Origin of the sequence: Streptomyces sp. WM4235 (genome assembly GCF_001279725.1) — a bacterium.
GTDB lineage: Bacteria > Actinomycetota > Actinomycetes > Streptomycetales > Streptomycetaceae > Streptomyces.
The window spans coordinates 25,749-41,644 of sequence record NZ_LGDE01000148.1; the positions used below are offsets into that span (position 1 = coordinate 25,749).

Below are 15,896 nucleotides of genomic sequence, written 5' to 3' on the forward strand. Positions count from 1 at the left end.
GGAAACCGCTTTTGCCTGGAAAACACAAACCCCCGCCGAGAGGTTCAGGACGTCAACAGGGCGGGAAACGTACGCGATTCGGACATAGGCCACAGGCGGGCGGAGCCCCGTAAAAGCGGCTGAGATCGATCCGTCATCGATCAGAGGTGCAGAAGCATCCGACTGTTGCCCAAGGTGTTCGGCTTCACTCGTTCGAGACCGAGGAACTCGGCGACGCCCTCGTCATAGGAACGCAGGAGCTCCATGTAGACATCGGGCTCGACCGCGGTCGCGCCGATCTCGACGAAGCCGTGGTTCGCGAAGAAGTCCACTTCGAAGGTGAGGCAGAAAACCCGGCTCACGCCGAGCAGACGGGCCGTCTCCAACAACTTGGCCAGTACCCGATGTCCGACACCGGCGCCCTTCAACTCGCGATCCACCGCGAGAGTGCGCACTTCCGCAAGGTCTTCCCACATCACGTGCAGAGCGCCACAGCCCACCACCTGACCGTCACCGACGCGTTCCGCGACCCAGAACTCCTGGATGTCCTCGTAAAGGACGACGGGGGCTTTGTCGAGCAGGATCCGTTGCTGCACGTACTGGTCGAGCAGGCGTCGCAGCGCGGGAACATCGCGGGTGCGTGCGCGGCGGATCGTCACGGTATTTGCTTCTGCGGCGGAAAACTCTCCCATGCGGGGGGACGCTATCGCCCCGGCTCGGTCCCGCGCTCGCCGGAGTCCTCTTCGGGTCGCGGGTCTTCCGGGGCTTCCCCGGGCTTCGCGTCTTCTTCGGGTACCGGCTCTTCCGCGGGTACCGGCTCTTCCGCGGGTACCGGCTCTTCCGCGGGTACCGGCTCTTCCGGGGCTTCCCGGGGTTCGGGGGCGGTGGCCTCGCCGTCGTGACCGACGATGCGTACGGCGTCGCGGAGGGCTTCGCGCTGTTCCGCCGACATCATGCCGAAGAAGGCCACGAGAGCGGCCGCCGGGTTGTCGCTGGTGGCCCATGCCTCGTTCATCAGTGCGGCCGAGTAGGCGGGCCGGGTGGAGACCGCGGTATATCGATAGGCGCGGCCTTCGGCTTCCCGGCGGACCCAGCCCTTCTGATGGAGATTGTCCATAACGGTCATGACCGTGGTGTACGCGATGGACCGTTCCTGCTGGAGGTCTTCCAGGACTTCCCGAACGGTGACCGGGCGGTTCCACTGCCACACCCGTGTCATCACTGCGTCTTCGAGTTCTCCCAAGGGGCGAGGCACAACAGCACGATAGTGCGGGTTGTGCGGAATTGCCCGACCATTCGGCCGGCAACGCGCGACGAGCCGGTGCCGGGCAACAAAATGGGGCGCACGGCCCGCAGGCCGTACGCCCGTCCCCGAGACTTTCGCCCGGGGTTACTTCCCGGGCTGTCGGGCGGCCTCGGCGGAGGCGAGCACGGCGTCCACGGCCGCGTCCTCCTTCGCCTTGTTGGCACCGCCCTGGCTCTTCACGATCGTCACGACGAGAGCGATGAAGAACGCGGCCATCACGATGGGGGGCACGAGCGCGGAAACGTAGTCCATGCCCCCAGCCTAGCTACCCGGCGGCGCGGCCGTCCGCCGGGGGCCGGCCCGGCGCGGCGGGCTTCCGGCGGGGCGGGAAGACCTCCCCGGGGGTCGGAATGGGGCGCTCGCGCCCGGGGCGCGGCTCCTCCTCGGGGGCCGGGGCGGGTGCGGGCTTCGGCTCGCCGCCCCGTTCGTCCTCGCGTCCGCCGGCGAGGGCCAGCAGTCGGGTGCGGGGGGCGGGCGCCGTCCGCAGCCGGCGGCGTACGGAGCGCTCCGCGACCGCCTGGGCCCGTTCCAGCACGGCGGCGGCGACCGGGTTGGCGCGCAGGGCCCGCAGGGCCGCGAGGTCGTCGGGTACCGGCTCGTAGCCGGCGGCCAGGGCGTCCTGCAGCAGCTCCAGGTAGCCGGAGAGGCTGCCGGGCAGGGCGCCCCTGTAGCGGGCGAGGTCGGCGAGGAGGAAGTCTCTGAGCCTCTCCGCCTCGGCGACCGCGTCGTCCACCGACGCCGCGAGGCGAAGGCAGGCCTGGACCTCGACGGCCGGGAGCGGGGCCGTGGAGGACTGGAGGGCGTGGGCGAGCGAGCGCCTGAGCACGTGCAGCTCGGCAGCACTGAACGCCATGCCGCCGCGGGATCCGTAGGGCGTGGGCATGGGCCGAAGATACGCGCTAATCGGACTAAATCCCCTTAATTGGGGCGGCTACGGCGCGGCGGGATCGGCACTTGCCAAAATGGAAAGTGCGCGTCACTCTGGAAAGCAGGTGGTGGCCGCCCGGCCGCGCCGACCACGAGGGGGACACCGTGAGCGAGTACACCGAGGCCAAACGGATGGAGAGGGCGGCGCTGCTGAACAGCGGCTGGTACGCGCGCTACCTGTGGGCTTTCGGGGCGGGGCAACTGGTCCTCGTACCGGTGTCCCTGCTCTGGCACGGGGCCGCCCAGGCCGTCGTCTTCGCGACGGCCAACATGCTGCTCGTGGGCGGGATGAGCGTGTACGCGGCGCGGCAGCGGGTGGTACGGCGCGGGTTCGGCCTCAAGCACGGACTGGTCATCGGGACCTGGTCCGTGGTGTTCGCGGCGACGGTGGTCCTGGGCACCGAGGTCTTCCGGGACAACCTGGCGTTCACGGTCGTGGCCGCGGTGGCGTGCGCGCTGCCGGCCGTCGTGGGCGCGGTGACCGAGAGGCGGGCCGCATGAGCACGGAGAAGGAGGGCGCCCACCCCCGGCACGGGCTCGCGCCGCTGTTGAACGCGCCGGTGCGGCTGTCGGTGGTGGCGGCGCTGGCCGCGGTGGACAAGGCCGAGTTCGGCTTCGTGCGGGACCTCGTGGAGGTGTCCGACTCGGTGCTGTCCAAGCAGGTGGCGGCGCTGGAGGAGGCGGGCCTGGTGGCCGTCGCCAAGGGCCGGGTGGCCCGCCGCCCGCGGACCTGGCTCTCGCTGACCCCGAGCGGCCGGACCGTCTACCGGCGCCACCTGGACGCCCTGCGGGCCATCGCGGGTCCGTAGGCGATGCTCCCGGGCCGTCGGAGCCGGCGGCCCGATCCGGGCCGCCGCGGACCGCTCAGCGGCCCGGGGCAGCCCCCTGGCGGCGGCCGGGGGCGGCGGCGAGCGGGGGCAGGAGCATGCCGATGAGCAGTCCGGCTCCGATCCAGACCCCGACGCCGATCGCGACCGCGCCCAGGGCCGGGACCGGTGTCCGGGCGGCCGTCAGCCAGGCGGCGAACACGCCGGCGATCTGCCCCGTGTCGTTGGCGAGGAAGGCGGCCTCCTTGGCCCGCGAGACGGCGCGGATCGCCTTGTGCTGCCAGTGGCCGACGATCCAGAGCACCGGCGCCGTGGCGAGGCCGACCAGGATCGCCTTCCACCAGGTCACCGGGGTGGCGAACAGCAACGTCAGCAGCACCGCCAGGCCGACGGCCGGCGCGAGGAGGATGTAGACGAGGGTGAGCGGGTCCGCCTCGTCCGTTTGGATCTCCTTGCTGAACCAGGCGACGAGCGTGACGCCCAAGGCCGCGGCGACGGCCCAGAACCCGGACAGGGCCCCGAAGCCGAACAACTGGCCGCCGGCCGCCAATCCGGGCAGGAGCGTGCCCGCCCAGGCGGACCCCGGGGAGACCACGACCGACTTGCCCGGCGCGCGCCCGGAAGCGGGGCTGCCCTTCGACCGCGGTTCGGCCTTCGGCTGCGGTTCGGCCTTCGACGGGGCGGCGACCGCGGGGGCCTCCGCCGCGGTCCGGGTCGTCACCGGGGGGCGCGGCTGCCAGGACGGCGCCTTGGTGCGGGCGCCCTGCTCGGGCACCGGCCGGGTCGGCGGCGCGACGGCGGCGCGCAGCAGTTCGGCGGTCCGCGCCGCCGAGTCGGGGCGGTCCGCGGCGTCCTTGCTCAACAGGCTCAGGACCAGCAGGTCCAGGGCCCGGGGGATCTCGGGGCGGCGGACCCGCAGGGAGTCGGGTGCGCGTTGCGCGTGCTGGGCGAGGACCTCCCAGGGGGATCCGGTGAACGGCAGCTCGCCGGCGAGCAGTTCGTACAGGAGACAGCCCAGGCTGTAGATGTCGGTGCGGCCGTCCACCGCGTCGCCGCGCGCCTGTTCCGGCGACATGTAGGCGGGTGTGCCGATCGCCAGGCCGGTCGTGGTCAGTCCCTGCATGCCGCTCTGCCGGGCGATCCCGAAGTCGCAGATCTTGATCCGGCCCCGGGTGGTGAGCAGCACGTTGCCGGGCTTGATGTCGCGGTGGACGACGCCCGCGCCGTGGGCCGCCTGGAGCCCCTCGCATATCTGCGTGCCCCAGCGCACCACGTCCTCGATCGGGGCCCGGCCGGTGGCGGTGCCGAGCGGGCGCCCGTCGACGAGTTCCATGACCAGGTAGACCACGGTCCGGTGGTCGACGACGGTCTCGCCGACGTCGTGGACGGACACCACGTGGGGGTCCGACAGCGCCGCGGCCGCCCGGGCCTCGGCGCGCAGCCGTAACGCGAGCTTGTCGTCTCCGGGCCGGGCGATGACCTTCACGGCGACGGCCCGGCCCAATTCGAGGTCCCGGGCCCGCCACACCTCCCCCATGCCGCCCGCGCCGATGCGGTCGCCCAGCGCGTAGCGGCCGGCCAGGATCGTCCCGTTCATGCCTACCCGTCCGCCTTGACGGCGTCCAGGAACGCGGCCCAGGCGGCGTGCGTCGTGGCCATCACGAGGTGGGCGGGGTCCGAGCGGTCGGCCACCCGGACCAGGGTGCCGGGCGCGGCGGACACGTACACGCAGTTGACGCCGTCGTCGCAGTGGGACGACTTCTGCCAGGTGGGGCGAGCGGTCGTGGTCATGGTGTCTCCTCCGGCGGAAACGGGGTCACGGTGCCTGTCGTGGGCCGACCGTAACCCCCGCGGGGGCACACTTCGGCCATTTCCGTGGAAGTTCCCGCTCACTCGATCGGAAACGCGTACGCGATCTCGTACCGGGAATCGGGGATGACCAGGTCCGCGGTCTCCACCGGGCGGCCGTCCGAGTCCAGGTACGTGCGCTCGATCTCGGTGATGAGCGAGCCGACGCTGATGCCCAGCAGGTTGGCCTGCGCCTGGTTGGCGCGGGACGGGCGCGGTATCTCCAGCACCGAGGCGACCGTGATGCCGATGGACCGCATGCGCGCGACCACGCCGGCCCCGCGCAGCTCCCCGTCCTCCGGCAGGACGACCGGGGTGTCGGCGGTGAGGGCCATCGGCTCCCAGGACTGGGACAGTTCGGCGGGGCTGCCGTCGGCCATGAACTCGTAGCGGGTCATCACGCACGGGTCGCCGGGGGCGATGGCGAGGCGGGCCGCGATGTGTTCGGGGGCCGGGGTGTGGGCGACGGTCCGGGCGTCCCAGGAGGCCGCGAAGCCGTGTTCGAGGGCCTCGGCGCGGAAGGCGTTGCCCGAGTTCGGCACGCGGCGGCGGGTGCGCACCATGCGCATCCGCCGGCGCGGGGTGCGCACGAACGTCCCGGAACCGGCGCGGCCTTCGAGGAGGCCCTCGATGATCAGTCGTTCCAGGGCGCGTTGGGTGACGCTCTGTCCGACGGAGTACTCGGCGGCGAACCGCGACCGGGAGGGAAGCTTGTCGCCGACCTCCCACTCGCCCGCCTCGATGCGGGCCCGAAGGGCGTCGACCACCAGCAAGTACGGTGATTCACGGGGCATTTGGACCATCCTGGAGCGTCGCAAACACGTGCGTCCGACGCCGACAAAGCTAAGGCATCAGGTCGAACCCGACGCGTCAGCCTGACGGCCGGTGAACCGCCGACGCGACGCGAGACGGCGCGAGACGAAACGGAAGGCCCCCGCCGGGTGGGCGGGGGCCTCGTGTCACGCCTCGTCGCGCCTCGGCGTCACTCGAAGTTGGGCGCGTTGCGCTCGTAGACCAGCCGCAGTCCGATCAACGTCAGCCACGGCTCGTGGTCGTCGATCACCGAGGCCTCGCCGAGGACGATCGGCGCCAGGCCACCGGTGGCGATCACGCGGACGTCGTCCGGGTCGCCGGTGGGGCCGGCGAGCTCCTTGGCCATCCGGTTCACGATCCCGTCGACCTGGCCGGCGAACCCGTAGACCACGCCCGACTGCATCGCCTCGACCGTGGACTTGCCGATGACGTTGCGCGGGCGGGCCAGCTCGATCTTGCGGAGCTGGGCGCCGCGCACGCCGAGGGCCTCCATCGAGATCTCGATGCCCGGGGAGATCACCCCGCCGACGTACTCGCCCTTCGCGGACACCGCGTCGAAGGTGGTGGCCGTGCCGAAGTCGACGACGATCGCCGGTCCGCCGTAGAGCTCGACGGCCGCGACCGCGTTGATGATGCGGTCCGCGCCGACCTCCTTCGGGTTGTCCATGAGGATCGGCACGCCCGTCTTGATGCCGGGCTCGACCAGCACGGCCGGCACGTCGCCGTAGTAGCGGCGGGTGACCTCGCGCAGCTCGTGCAGCACCGAGGGGACCGTCGAACAGATCGCGATGCCGTGGATGCCGTCGCCCAGCTCGGTGCCGAGCATCGGGTGCATGCCCATCAGACCCTGCATGAGGACGGCCATCTCGTCGGCCGTCCTGCGCGGGTCGGTGGAGATGCGCCAGTGCTCGACGATCTCGTCACCGTCGAACAGGCCCAGCACCGTGTGGGTGTTGCCCACGTCGATGGTGAGGAGCATCGGTTACACCGCCTCGCGGAGGTCGAGGCCGATGTCCAGGATCGGCGAGGAGTGGGTGAGCCCGCCGACCGCGAGGTAGTCCACGCCGGTCTCGGCGTAGGCGCGGGCGGTGTCCAGGGTCAGCCGGCCGGAGGACTCCAGGACGGCGCGGCCGGCGACCAGCGCGACGGCCTCGGCGGTCTGCTCGACGGTGAAGTTGTCCAGCAGGATCAGGTCGGCGCCCGCGTCCAGGACCTCGCCGATCTGCGCGAGGGTGTCGACCTCGACCTCGATCGGGACGTCGGGGAAGGCCTCGCGGACGGCCGTGAACGCCTGGGCGACGCCGCCCGCCGCGACCACGTGGTTGTCCTTGACCAGCGCCGCGTCCGACAGCGACATGCGGTGGTTGACGCCGCCGCCGCAGCGGACCGCGTACTTCTCCAGCGCGCGCAGGCCGGGAGTGGTCTTGCGGGTGTCGCGGACCTTCGCGGACGTGCCGTCCAGGACGTCGGCCCAGCGGCGGGTGGCGGTCGCGATGCCCGACAGCCGGCACAGGATGTTCAGGGCGCTGCGCTCGGCCGTGAGCAGGTCGCGGGTACGGGCGCGGACGGACAGCAGTACCTCGCCCGCCTTGACGGTGTCCCCGTCCTCGGCGTGCCGCTCGACCTCGAACGCCTCGGTGCAGACCACCGAGAACACGGCCTCGGCGATGCGCAGGCCGGCCACGACGCCGTCCTCGCGGGCGATGAAGTCCGCGACGGCCTCGGCTTCCTCGGGCACGGTGGCGACGGTGGTGACGTCGACCCCGCCGTCGAGGTCCTCGGACAGCGCCATGTGCGCGATGTCCTCGACCTCGATCGGGTCCAGGCCGGCGTCCGCGAGGAGCTCGGCGAGCGCCGGGTCCAGGCCGGACTCCTCGCCGTCACCGCAGGCGCAGTCGTCGCCACAGCCGCCCTCGGCCTGCCCCAGGAGGGGCAGTTCGTCGTGCGCGGTGCGGTCGGTGTCTTCGTGCTGGTGCGTGCTCACGCTTGCTGCTCCTGGCTGAGGGGGTGGGAAACGGGCGGGAAGTCCGCCGAGTCGGTGGGGGTGACGACCAGCGCCCGCTTCTCGGTCGCGGACAGTCGCACGACCAGGTGGCGGCGCCAGTGGGCGTCGTCGCGGTCGGAGTGGTCCTCGCGCCAGTGGCAGCCGCGGGTCTCCTCGCGGCGCCGGCCGGCGGCGACCAGGACCCGGGCCACGCACAGGAGGTTCGTGGCCTCCCAGGTGTCCACGCCCGGTTCGGCGGTCTTGCCGTGCGCTTCGAGGTTGTTCAGGGCCGCGGCGTACAGGTCTTCGAGGGCGGCGGCGGCCGTGGCCAGGGACTCCGCGGAGCGCAGCACGCCCGCGCCGTCCGTCATGATGCGCTGGATCTCGTACCGGGCCTCGGCGGGCTGGAGCGGGCCGGTGGCCGGCACGGGGATGCCGGGGCCGCTGCCCGTGAGCGACCGGCGGGCGATGTCGTCCGCGATCCGCTCGGCGAAGACCAGGCCCTCCAGCAGGGAGTTGGACGCCAGCCGGTTGGCGCCGTGCACGCCGGTACAGGCGACCTCGCCGCAGGCGTACAGGCCGGGCACCGTGGTGCGGCCGTGCAGGTCGGTGCGGACGCCGCCCGACGCGTAGTGGGCGGCGGGAGCGACCGGGATGGGCTCGGTGACCGGGTCGATGCCGTGGGAACGGCAGGCGGCGAGGATCGTGGGGAAGCGCTGCTCCCACATCTCGGCGCCGAAGTGCCGGGCGTCCAGGTACATGTGCCGGGTGCCCTGTTCCTGCATGCGGCGCGTGATGCCCTTGGCGACGATGTCGCGGGGGGCGAGCTCGGCCAGTTCGTGCTGTCCGACCATGAAGCGCACGCCGTCCGCGTCGACGAGGTGGGCGCCCTCGCCTCGGACGGCCTCGGAGACCAGCGGCTGCTGTCCCTCGGCGTCGGCGCCGAGGAACAGCACCGTCGGGTGGAACTGGACGAATTCGAGGTCGGAGACCTCGGCGCCGGCGCGCAGCGCGAGGGCCACCCCGTCGCCCGTGGAGACGGACGGGTTGGTGGTGGCCGAGAAGACCTGGCCCATGCCGCCGGTCGCGAGGATCACCGCGGGGGCGTGGACGGCGCCCACGCCGTCGTGCTGGCCCTCGCCCATGACGTGCAGGGTGACGCCCGCGGTGCGGCCTTCGGCGTCCTGGAGCAGGTCCAGGACGAGCGCGTTCTCGACGGTCTCGATGCCGGCGTCCTGGACGGCCTCCACGAGGGCCCGGGAGATCTCGGCGCCGGTGGCGTCGCCGCCGGCGTGCGCGATCCGGCGGCGGTGGTGGCCGCCCTCCCGCGTCAGCTCTATCTCCCCGGTCTCGGCCGAGGTGTCGAAGACGGCGCCGGTCGAGATGAGGCGTCGTACGGCGTCCGGCCCCTCGGTGACCAGCAGCCGGACGGCGGCCTCGTCACACAGGCCGGCGCCGGCCACCAGGGTGTCGTCCAGGTGCTGCTCGGGGGTGTCCCCGTCGCCGAGGGCGGCGGCGATGCCGCCCTGGGCCCAGCGGGTGGATCCGTCGTCGAGCCGGGCCTTGGTGACCACGACCGTGCGGCGGCCGGCGGCGGCGCAGCGCAGCGCCACCGTCAGGCCCGCCACGCCCGAGCCGACGACGACGACGTCCGCGTCGAGGGACCAGCCGGGGGCGGGGGCGTACAGCCGTATGCCGGTGCCGGCGGCACTTCTGCCAGTGCTCACGAGTGTGCTCCGAACTCCAATGGAATGTTGTCGATCAGCCGGGTCGCGCCCACCTTGGCGGCGACGGCCAACACGGCCCGTCCCGTGAACCCGGGGCCGATGTCGGTGAAGTCCCGGGGGTCGACCAGCGCCAGGTAGTCCAGGGCCAGCGGCGGATCGTGCCGACCCGCGTCCTCCAGGACGTGCCGGGCGGCGGATCGTACGGCGTCGGGCAGGCCGGAGCCGGCCGCGGAGACGGCGTGCGCGTCCGCCGAGGCGCGGATCTCGCCGAGCCGGGCCAGGGCGGTGGCGCGTTCGTCGCTCGCCGGGGAGGCCTCGGCGCGGGCGCGCAGCGCGGCCTGGGCGGCGAGGCGGTCGCGGCCCGCGAACAGGGCGCGGGACAGGGCGAGGGCCGTGCGGCGTTCCGCCGGGGAGAGGTAGCGGTTGCGGGAGGACAGCGCGAGGCCGTCGTCCTCGCGGGCGGTGGGTACGCCGACCACCTCGACGGGGAAGTTCAGGTCGGTCACCATGCGCCGGATCAGGGCCAGTTGCTGGGCGTCCTTCTGGCCGAAGAGGGCCAGGTCGGGGCGGGTGAGGTGGAGCAGTTTCGCGACGACGGTCAGCATGCCGTCGAAGTGGCCGGGGCGGGTGGCGCCTTCGAGGCGGCCGCCCATGGGGCCGGCGGTGATCCGGACCTGGGGGTCGCCGCCGGGGTAGACCTCGTCCGCGGCCGGGGCGAACACCGCGTCGGCGCCGGCGCCGGCGGCGATGCGCAGGTCGGCGTCGAGGGTGCGGGGGTAGCGGTCGAGGTCCTCGTTCGCCCCGAACTGGAGGGGGTTCACGAAGACGGTGACGACGACCTGGCCGTCGGCGCCGGCGAGGTCGCGGGCCGTGCGGATCAGGGAGGCGTGGCCGTCGTGCAGGGCGCCCATGGTCATGACGACGGCGCGGCGGCCGGGGCGGGCGAGGCCGTGCAGTTCCCCGGCGGTGTTCAGGAGCAGGGGGTCGGTCATCGGCGTTCGCCTTCCGGGCCGACGCCGTCGCCGCCGTCGGCGAGCACGCCCAGCAGGTCCTCGGCGAGTTCGGGCTTGAGCAGGCCGTGCGCGAGGGCCCGGTCGGCGGTGGTGCGGGCCATCGCCAGATAGCCGGCGACGGCGCCGGGGGCGTGCCTGCGCAGTTCGAGGACGTGGGCGGCGACGGTGCCGGCGTCGCCGCGGGCGACGGGGCCGGTGAGGGCCGCGTCGCCGGAGCGCAGGGCGTTGTCCAGGGCGGCGCCGAGGAGCGGGCCGAGCATCCGGTCCGGGTGTTCGACGCCGGCCGTGCGCAGCAGTTCCATCGACTGGGCGACCAGGGTGACCAGGTGGTTCGCGCCGAGGGCGAGGGCCGCGTGGTAGAGCGGACGGCTCTCCTCCGCGATCCACTCGGGTTCGCCGCCCATCTCGATGACCAGGGCCTCGGCGGCGAGCCGCAGCTCGTCGGGGGCGGTGACGCCGAAGGAGCAGCCGGCGAGGCGCTGCACGTCGACCTCGGTACCGGTGAACGTCATCACGGGGTGCAGGGCCAGCGGCAGGGCGCCGGCGCGGCGGGCGGGGTCCAGCACGGCGGTTCCGTACCGCCCGGAGGTGTGGACGAGGAGCCGGCCGGGGCGGATCGCGCCGGTCTCGACGAGGCCCTCGACCAGGGAGGGCAGTGCGTCGTCGGGGACGGTGAGCAGGACCAGCTCGGCCCGCTCCAGCACCTCGGCGGGCGGTACGACGGGCACGTCGGGCAGCAGTCGGGCGGCTCGCCGGCGGGAGGCCTCGGACACGCCGGAGACGGCGACGGGGCGGTGTCCGGCCTGCTGGAGGGCGCGGGCCAGCGCGGGGCCGACCCGGCCGGCGCCGACGACGCCGACGGTGAGCCGTGCGGGGCGGTCCGACGGATCCCTGGGCTCCGTCTGAAGGGGTGCGTTCACGCGGGGAAAGCCTTCCGTTCCAGTCCGCGGGGGGTACCGGACGATACGCCGCCATGCTAGCCCCTGGGCGTGTCGGCCGGTCGGCGATGATCGGGGCATGACTGCTGATGAAGACCGTACGAAGCGGCTGGTCGCGGCGTGGCGCGGAGCGGGGCGGACCCTCTCGCGGAGCCTGCTGGAACCGACGGTGGGCGAGCTGCTCGCGGCCCTGCCGCAGGCGGCGGCCGGCGACCCGGACGAGCCCGCCGACGTGTACGGGGACGGGGTGGTGGCCAGGCTGGAGCAGCGGGTCGCCGACCTGCTGGGGACGGCGGACGCGGCGTTCTTCCCGTCGGGGACGATGGCGCAGCAGATCGCGCTGCGGTGCTGGGCGGGACGTACCGGCAACCCGGTGGTGGCGCTGCACCCGATGGGGCATCCGGAGCTGTGGGAGGGCGGGGCGCTGTCGGTGGTCTCGGGCCTGCGGACGGTGTACCCGACGCGGGACCCGCGGCAGCCGACGCCGCAGGAGGTCGCGGAGGTCGCGGAGCCCTTCGGCACGCTGATGCTGGAGTTGCCGCTGCGGGACGCGGGGTTCCTGCTGCCTTCGTGGGAGGAGCTGACGGCGCTGGTGGACGCGGCCCGGGCGCGGGACGCGGTGGTGCACTTCGACGGGGCGCGGCTGTGGGAGTCCACGACGCACTTCGGGCGGCCGTTGTCGGAGATCGCGGGGCTCGCGGACTCCGTGTACGTGTCGTTCTACAAGTCGCTGGGCGGGCTGAGCGGCGCCGCGCTGGCGGGTTCCGCGGAGCTGGTCGCGGAGGCGCGCGTGTGGCGCCACCGGTACGGGGGCCAGATCTTCCGGCAGTTCCCGCAGGCGCTGTCCGCACTGGCGGGGCTGGAACGGGAGCTGCCGCGGCTGCCCTCGTACGTGGAGCGGGCGCGGATGGTCGCCGGGGCCCTGCGGGAGGGCTTCACGGAGGCCGGGGTGCCGTGGTTCCGGGTCCATCCGGAGGAGCCGCACACGCACCAGTTCCAGGTGTGGCTGCCGTACGAGGCGGAGCGGCTGACGGAGGCGGGCCTGCGGCAGGCGGAGGAGACGGGGACGGTGCTGTTCCGCCGCTGGTCGGCGGAGGGGCCGCCGGGGTTGTCGATGACGGAACTGGAGGTCACGGAGCCGGGTCTGGAGTGGACCGGGGCCGATGTCGGGGCGGCGGTGGCGGACTTCGTGGCCCGCTTGTAGCGGGCGGAGCGGGACGGTGCGGGCGGGACGGTGGCCGGCCGGCCGGGCGGGCCCCTCCGGCCCCTTGGGCCCGCCCGGCCGGCCCCGGTCAGCAGGATCGGGGCCGGGAGAAGAGCCGGCGCACGGCCCAGGTCAGCCGGTGGTGGGCGGGGCGGCCGGCGAGGACCGCGCGGAAGCGGGCCCGGTCGCGGGCCTCGCGGAGGACGGCCACGTCGTCGCGGCCGGGCGGCGGCGGCATCGGCGTCCCGTGCTGGGACGCCCGGTAGGTGTCGAGGAGGTACTGCTCGATCGCGCTCATGGGGTCCACCCTCACCCCCTCGGCCGCACCCGTCCGCTCGATTGACGGTCCTCGTCAATCGAACCGGATTCCTGCTGGTGAGCGGCCTGACGGTCGGCTCCCCGGTCACCGGCCCGGGCACCCCCCGGCGAACGCCTGCCCGACCCGCGCCGGACAGAATGGGGCGATGAGCGTCACCATCGACATCGCCGGGCTCCCCGCGGAGCGGATCGCGTTCGCGCCCTCCCCGCTCGCCGAACTCTGCATGGCCCTGCACGCGCTCTCCCAGCCCGCCCACCACCCCGGGCTCCAGTCGTGGGCGAACGCCACGCGGGCCGGGCTCGACCCCTCCCTCGCCGATCGGCTGCTGGAGGCCGACTTCATGTGGCGGAGTTCGTTCTCGGACGTCTTCATGCCCTTCGCCGGGGTGCCCGGTGGCTCGGGCCTGCCCGCCGGGACACTGGCCGAGGAACTCGACGTACTCGACCGGCTGGACGACGAGCGGTTCGTGATCGCCGCCCTGGAGCACTGCTGGCTGGCCCTCTACAACGAGGGCGGTGTGGCCTCCCCGCTCCACGACGCGGCCTCGCGCGCCAAGGCGTTGGACACGGCCGCCGCGCGCGGGCCCCGCCAGTTGCAGTTCTCGCTGCGCCTGTTGGACGACACCGCCGCCGTGCGGGTGTGGATGCGCCGGTTGTTGGAGGACTGCCACGAGGCCTTCTTCGGCGAGGTCTGGCGGCGAATCGGCCCGCGGCAGGCCGCGGACGCGCGGCACAAGGCGGAGGTGCTGCGCCACAAGGGGTTGCCGGCCGCGCTGCGGGAGGTGTCGTCGGCGTTGAGCGTGGACCGGGCCGGGACCACGATCACCGCCGACAAGATGGTCAACGGTTCGGCGACCGCGACCGATCCCCGGGTGGGGCAGGGGCTGGTCTTCATACCGACCCACTTCGGCTGGCCGCACCTGCTGGTCCTGCACGCCCCGGGGTGGCGTCCGGTGGTCCACTATCCGCTCGGCTCGCCCGAGTTGGCCTCCGCGCCCGGTTCGGTGGAGCTGCTCCGACGGCGCATGGAGGCACTGGCGCACCCGATGCGGATGATGCTGTGCCGAAGTCTGGCCCGCGGGCCGTACACGACCAGCGAACTGGCCACGGTCTACGGCATATCCGCCCCCGAGGTGTCCCGCCATCTGTCGGTGCTCAAGAAGGCCGGGCTGCTGCACACGCACCGTCAGGGTCGTTACGCCCAGCACCAGTTGGACGTGGCCGCGGTGGCACGCCTCGGATCGGACTTCATGGAAGGCATCCTCCGGTAGGTCGAAACCGGCGGACAGTGGCCGATTAACACCGGCGCAGTTTCACCGATATACGGAATTCATAAACCGGAATCAGTGAAAACTCTGGCCAGAGTGGCCCGTTGCTGTTTAACGTGCGACCACCACTCCCCCTCGCGCACCGTGCGACACCACACGTATGCCTGCACCTGTCGTGAAAGGACCTTCATGCCCTCACGCCGTATAGCCGCAGCCACCGCCGCCCTGGCCGCCGTGGCTCTCGTCTCCCCACTGCTCCTCGCCGGTCCCGCCGGTGCCACCGGCCCCCAGAGCGACGCCGCCAAGGGCGACGCGTTGGCCAAGAAGCTGGTCAAGGAGGCGACCGGCAAGGGCGCCAACAACCACCTGAAGGTCTTCCAGTCGCTCGCCGACTACAACAAGGGCACCCGGGTGGCCGGTTCCAAGGGCCACGTGCAATCCGCCCAGTACGTCGAAGCCGTGCTGCGCGCGGCGGGATACAAGGTCACGAAGAACGAGTTCGACTTCGTGTATGTCGAGACCATCTCGGAAAAGCTCACCGTGAACGGCGACGCCGAACGCGAAGTCCCGATCAACCTGATGACGTACACCGCTAGCGGCCCCGAGGAGGGCATCACGGCGCAGCTCGCCGTCGCCCCCGTCGACGCCGACGGCACGAACGGCTGCGAGCCCGCCGACTTCGCCTCCGGCACCTTCACCGGCAAGATCGCCCTGGTGAAGCGCGGCGGCTGCACCTTCGCGGTGAAGCAGGCGAACGCGGCGGCGGCCGGCGCGGTCGGCGCGGTCATCTACAACAACACCGAGGGCGCGCTGAACGGCACCCTGGGCGCCGCGGACGCGGGCAAGGTCCCGACGGGCGGCGTCACCCAGGCGGAGGGCGAGAAGCTCGCCGCCGAGGCGGCCGCAGGTCCGGTCTCGATCACCCTGGACATCCGCGAGTTGCGCGAGAACCGCAAGACCTACAACGTCGTGGCCGAGACGCGGGGCGGCGACGAGAACAAGACCGTCTTCCTGGGCGCGCACCTGGACTCGGTCTCGGAGGGGCCCGGCATCAACGACAACGGGTCCGGCTCGGCCGGCATCCTCCAGGTCGCGCAGCGCCTCGCGAGCAGCCAGACGAAGATCAAGAACAAGGTCAAGTTCGCCTGGTGGTCGGCGGAGGAGTTCGGCCTGCTCGGCTCCGAGGCGTACGTCGCCGGTCTGACGGACGCGCAGAAGAAGCAGATCAAGCTCTACCTGAACTTCGACATGATCGCCTCGCCGAACGCCGCCTACTTCGTCTACGACGGCGACGACTCGGACAAGGTCGGCTCGGGCCCCGGTCCCGAGGGCTCCGCGCAGTTGGAGAAGGGCATCACCGACTTCCTCGACGCGCAGCGGATCCCGCACGAGGGCTCGGACTTCACCGGCCGCTCGGACTACGGCCCGTTCATCGAGGCCGGCATCCCGTCCGGCGGTACGGACACGGGCGCCGAGGGCATCAAGACCGCCGAGCAGGCCGCGAAGTTCGGCGGCCAGGCCGGGGTCGCCTACGACGTGAACTACCACGGCAAGGGCGACGACATCAACAACATCGACCAGAAGGCGCTCGACATCAACGTCGACGTCATCGCGAACGCGGTCGGCCACTACGCCTACGACCTGGCCCCGCTGTCGCAGCCGGTCGCCCCGAAGCCGAGCACGGGCTCGGGCAACGGCGGGGGCCTGCGCCCCGGGCACGACCACCACACCGAGCGGTAGCGAG

Annotated in this window: 18 protein-coding genes; 5 read left to right on the forward strand and 13 right to left on the reverse strand. The window is 72.8% G+C overall.

Annotation, left to right across the window (positions count from 1 at the left end):
- Positions 1-140: 140 nt before the first annotated feature.
- The 4 genes from ADK55_RS13480 to ADK55_RS13490 all read right to left on the reverse strand — a co-directional run bounded on the left by ADK55_RS13480 (position 141) and on the right by ADK55_RS13490 (position 2,168).
- Complete coding sequence (locus ADK55_RS13480; RefSeq protein ID WP_053678397.1) at positions 141-671, reverse strand: amino-acid N-acetyltransferase; 531 nt, start codon at positions 669-671, stop codon at positions 141-143.
- Positions 672-682: 11 nt separating this feature from the next.
- A complete protein-coding gene (locus ADK55_RS13485; RefSeq protein WP_053678399.1) occupies positions 683-1,198 on the reverse strand; it encodes a BlaI/MecI/CopY family transcriptional regulator in 516 nt (171 codons plus the stop codon).
- 171 nt (positions 1,199-1,369) lie between these two features.
- Positions 1,370-1,537, reverse strand: coding sequence for a hypothetical protein (locus ADK55_RS39180; RefSeq protein ID WP_199826512.1), 168 nt, complete (start codon positions 1,535-1,537; stop codon positions 1,370-1,372).
- Between the two features lie 13 nt (positions 1,538-1,550).
- Positions 1,551-2,168 carry a hypothetical protein gene (locus ADK55_RS13490; RefSeq protein WP_078998877.1) on the reverse strand — a complete coding sequence of 206 codons (618 nt, stop codon included), beginning with the start codon at positions 2,166-2,168 and terminating at the stop codon, positions 1,551-1,553.
- A 149-nt stretch (positions 2,169-2,317) separates the two neighbouring features.
- On the opposite strand from ADK55_RS13490, the gene ADK55_RS13495 reads away from it, so the two are divergent.
- Positions 2,318-2,713: a hypothetical protein gene (locus ADK55_RS13495; RefSeq protein WP_159041386.1), complete on the forward strand. Its 396-nt coding sequence runs from the start codon at positions 2,318-2,320 to the stop codon at positions 2,711-2,713.
- Positions 2,710-3,021, forward strand: coding sequence for a winged helix-turn-helix domain-containing protein (locus ADK55_RS13500; RefSeq protein WP_053678406.1), 312 nt, complete (start codon positions 2,710-2,712; stop codon positions 3,019-3,021). The genes ADK55_RS13495 and ADK55_RS13500 overlap by 4 nt, the downstream gene beginning before the upstream one ends.
- A 55-nt stretch (positions 3,022-3,076) precedes the next feature.
- Here ADK55_RS13500 and ADK55_RS13505 read toward each other — a convergent pair whose 3' ends face one another.
- The 8 genes from ADK55_RS13505 to ADK55_RS13540 form a co-directional block, all read right to left on the reverse strand.
- On the reverse strand, positions 3,077-4,636 hold the full coding sequence (locus ADK55_RS13505; RefSeq protein ID WP_053678408.1) for a serine/threonine-protein kinase: 1,560 nt from the start codon (positions 4,634-4,636) through the stop codon (positions 3,077-3,079).
- Between the two features lie 2 nt (positions 4,637-4,638).
- Positions 4,639-4,830: a DUF397 domain-containing protein gene (locus ADK55_RS13510; protein ID WP_053678410.1), complete on the reverse strand. Its 192-nt coding sequence runs from the start codon at positions 4,828-4,830 to the stop codon at positions 4,639-4,641.
- Between the two features lie 98 nt (positions 4,831-4,928).
- Entirely contained in the window at positions 4,929-5,681 is a 753-nt protein-coding gene (locus tag ADK55_RS13515) for a GntR family transcriptional regulator (RefSeq protein ID WP_053678412.1), read from the reverse strand.
- Positions 5,682-5,869: 188 nt separating this feature from the next.
- On the reverse strand, positions 5,870-6,679 hold the full coding sequence (locus ADK55_RS13520; RefSeq protein WP_053678414.1) for a type III pantothenate kinase: 810 nt from the start codon (positions 6,677-6,679) through the stop codon (positions 5,870-5,872).
- A 3-nt stretch (positions 6,680-6,682) separates the two neighbouring features.
- Positions 6,683-7,636, reverse strand: coding sequence for a carboxylating nicotinate-nucleotide diphosphorylase (gene nadC / locus ADK55_RS13525; RefSeq protein ID WP_234350032.1), 954 nt, complete (start codon positions 7,634-7,636; stop codon positions 6,683-6,685).
- A gap of 44 nt (positions 7,637-7,680) precedes the next feature.
- Positions 7,681-9,411 (reverse strand): L-aspartate oxidase, encoded by a 1,731-nt coding sequence (locus ADK55_RS13530; protein WP_053678418.1) that lies wholly within the window; start codon positions 9,409-9,411, stop codon positions 7,681-7,683.
- Complete coding sequence (gene panC / locus ADK55_RS13535; protein WP_053678420.1) at positions 9,408-10,403, reverse strand: pantoate--beta-alanine ligase; 996 nt, start codon at positions 10,401-10,403, stop codon at positions 9,408-9,410. Before panC ends, ADK55_RS13530 begins: the two co-directional genes overlap by 4 nt.
- Positions 10,400-11,344, reverse strand: a complete 945-nt coding sequence (locus ADK55_RS13540; RefSeq protein ID WP_053678422.1) for a Rossmann-like and DUF2520 domain-containing protein — start codon at positions 11,342-11,344, stop codon at positions 10,400-10,402. Before ADK55_RS13540 ends, panC begins: the two co-directional genes overlap by 4 nt.
- Before the next feature lie 97 nt (positions 11,345-11,441).
- On the opposite strand from ADK55_RS13540, the gene ADK55_RS13545 reads away from it, so the two are divergent.
- Positions 11,442-12,566, forward strand: a complete 1,125-nt coding sequence (locus ADK55_RS13545) for a threonine aldolase family protein (protein WP_053678424.1) — start codon at positions 11,442-11,444, stop codon at positions 12,564-12,566.
- Positions 12,567-12,654: 88 nt separating this feature from the next.
- Here the strand turns inward: ADK55_RS13545 and ADK55_RS13550 are convergent, their stop codons facing one another.
- Positions 12,655-12,864: a hypothetical protein gene (locus ADK55_RS13550; RefSeq protein WP_053678427.1), complete on the reverse strand. Its 210-nt coding sequence runs from the start codon at positions 12,862-12,864 to the stop codon at positions 12,655-12,657.
- 166 nt (positions 12,865-13,030) lie between these two features.
- On the opposite strand from ADK55_RS13550, the gene ADK55_RS13555 reads away from it, so the two are divergent.
- The gene (locus ADK55_RS13555; protein WP_053678429.1) at positions 13,031-14,155 is read left to right on the forward strand and encodes a DUF5937 family protein; all 1,125 of its coding nucleotides are present in this window, start codon (positions 13,031-13,033) and stop codon (positions 14,153-14,155) included.
- A gap of 186 nt (positions 14,156-14,341) precedes the next feature.
- On the forward strand, positions 14,342-15,892 hold the full coding sequence (locus tag ADK55_RS13560; protein ID WP_053678431.1) for a M28 family metallopeptidase: 1,551 nt from the start codon (positions 14,342-14,344) through the stop codon (positions 15,890-15,892).
- Positions 15,893-15,896 lie beyond the last annotated feature (4 nt).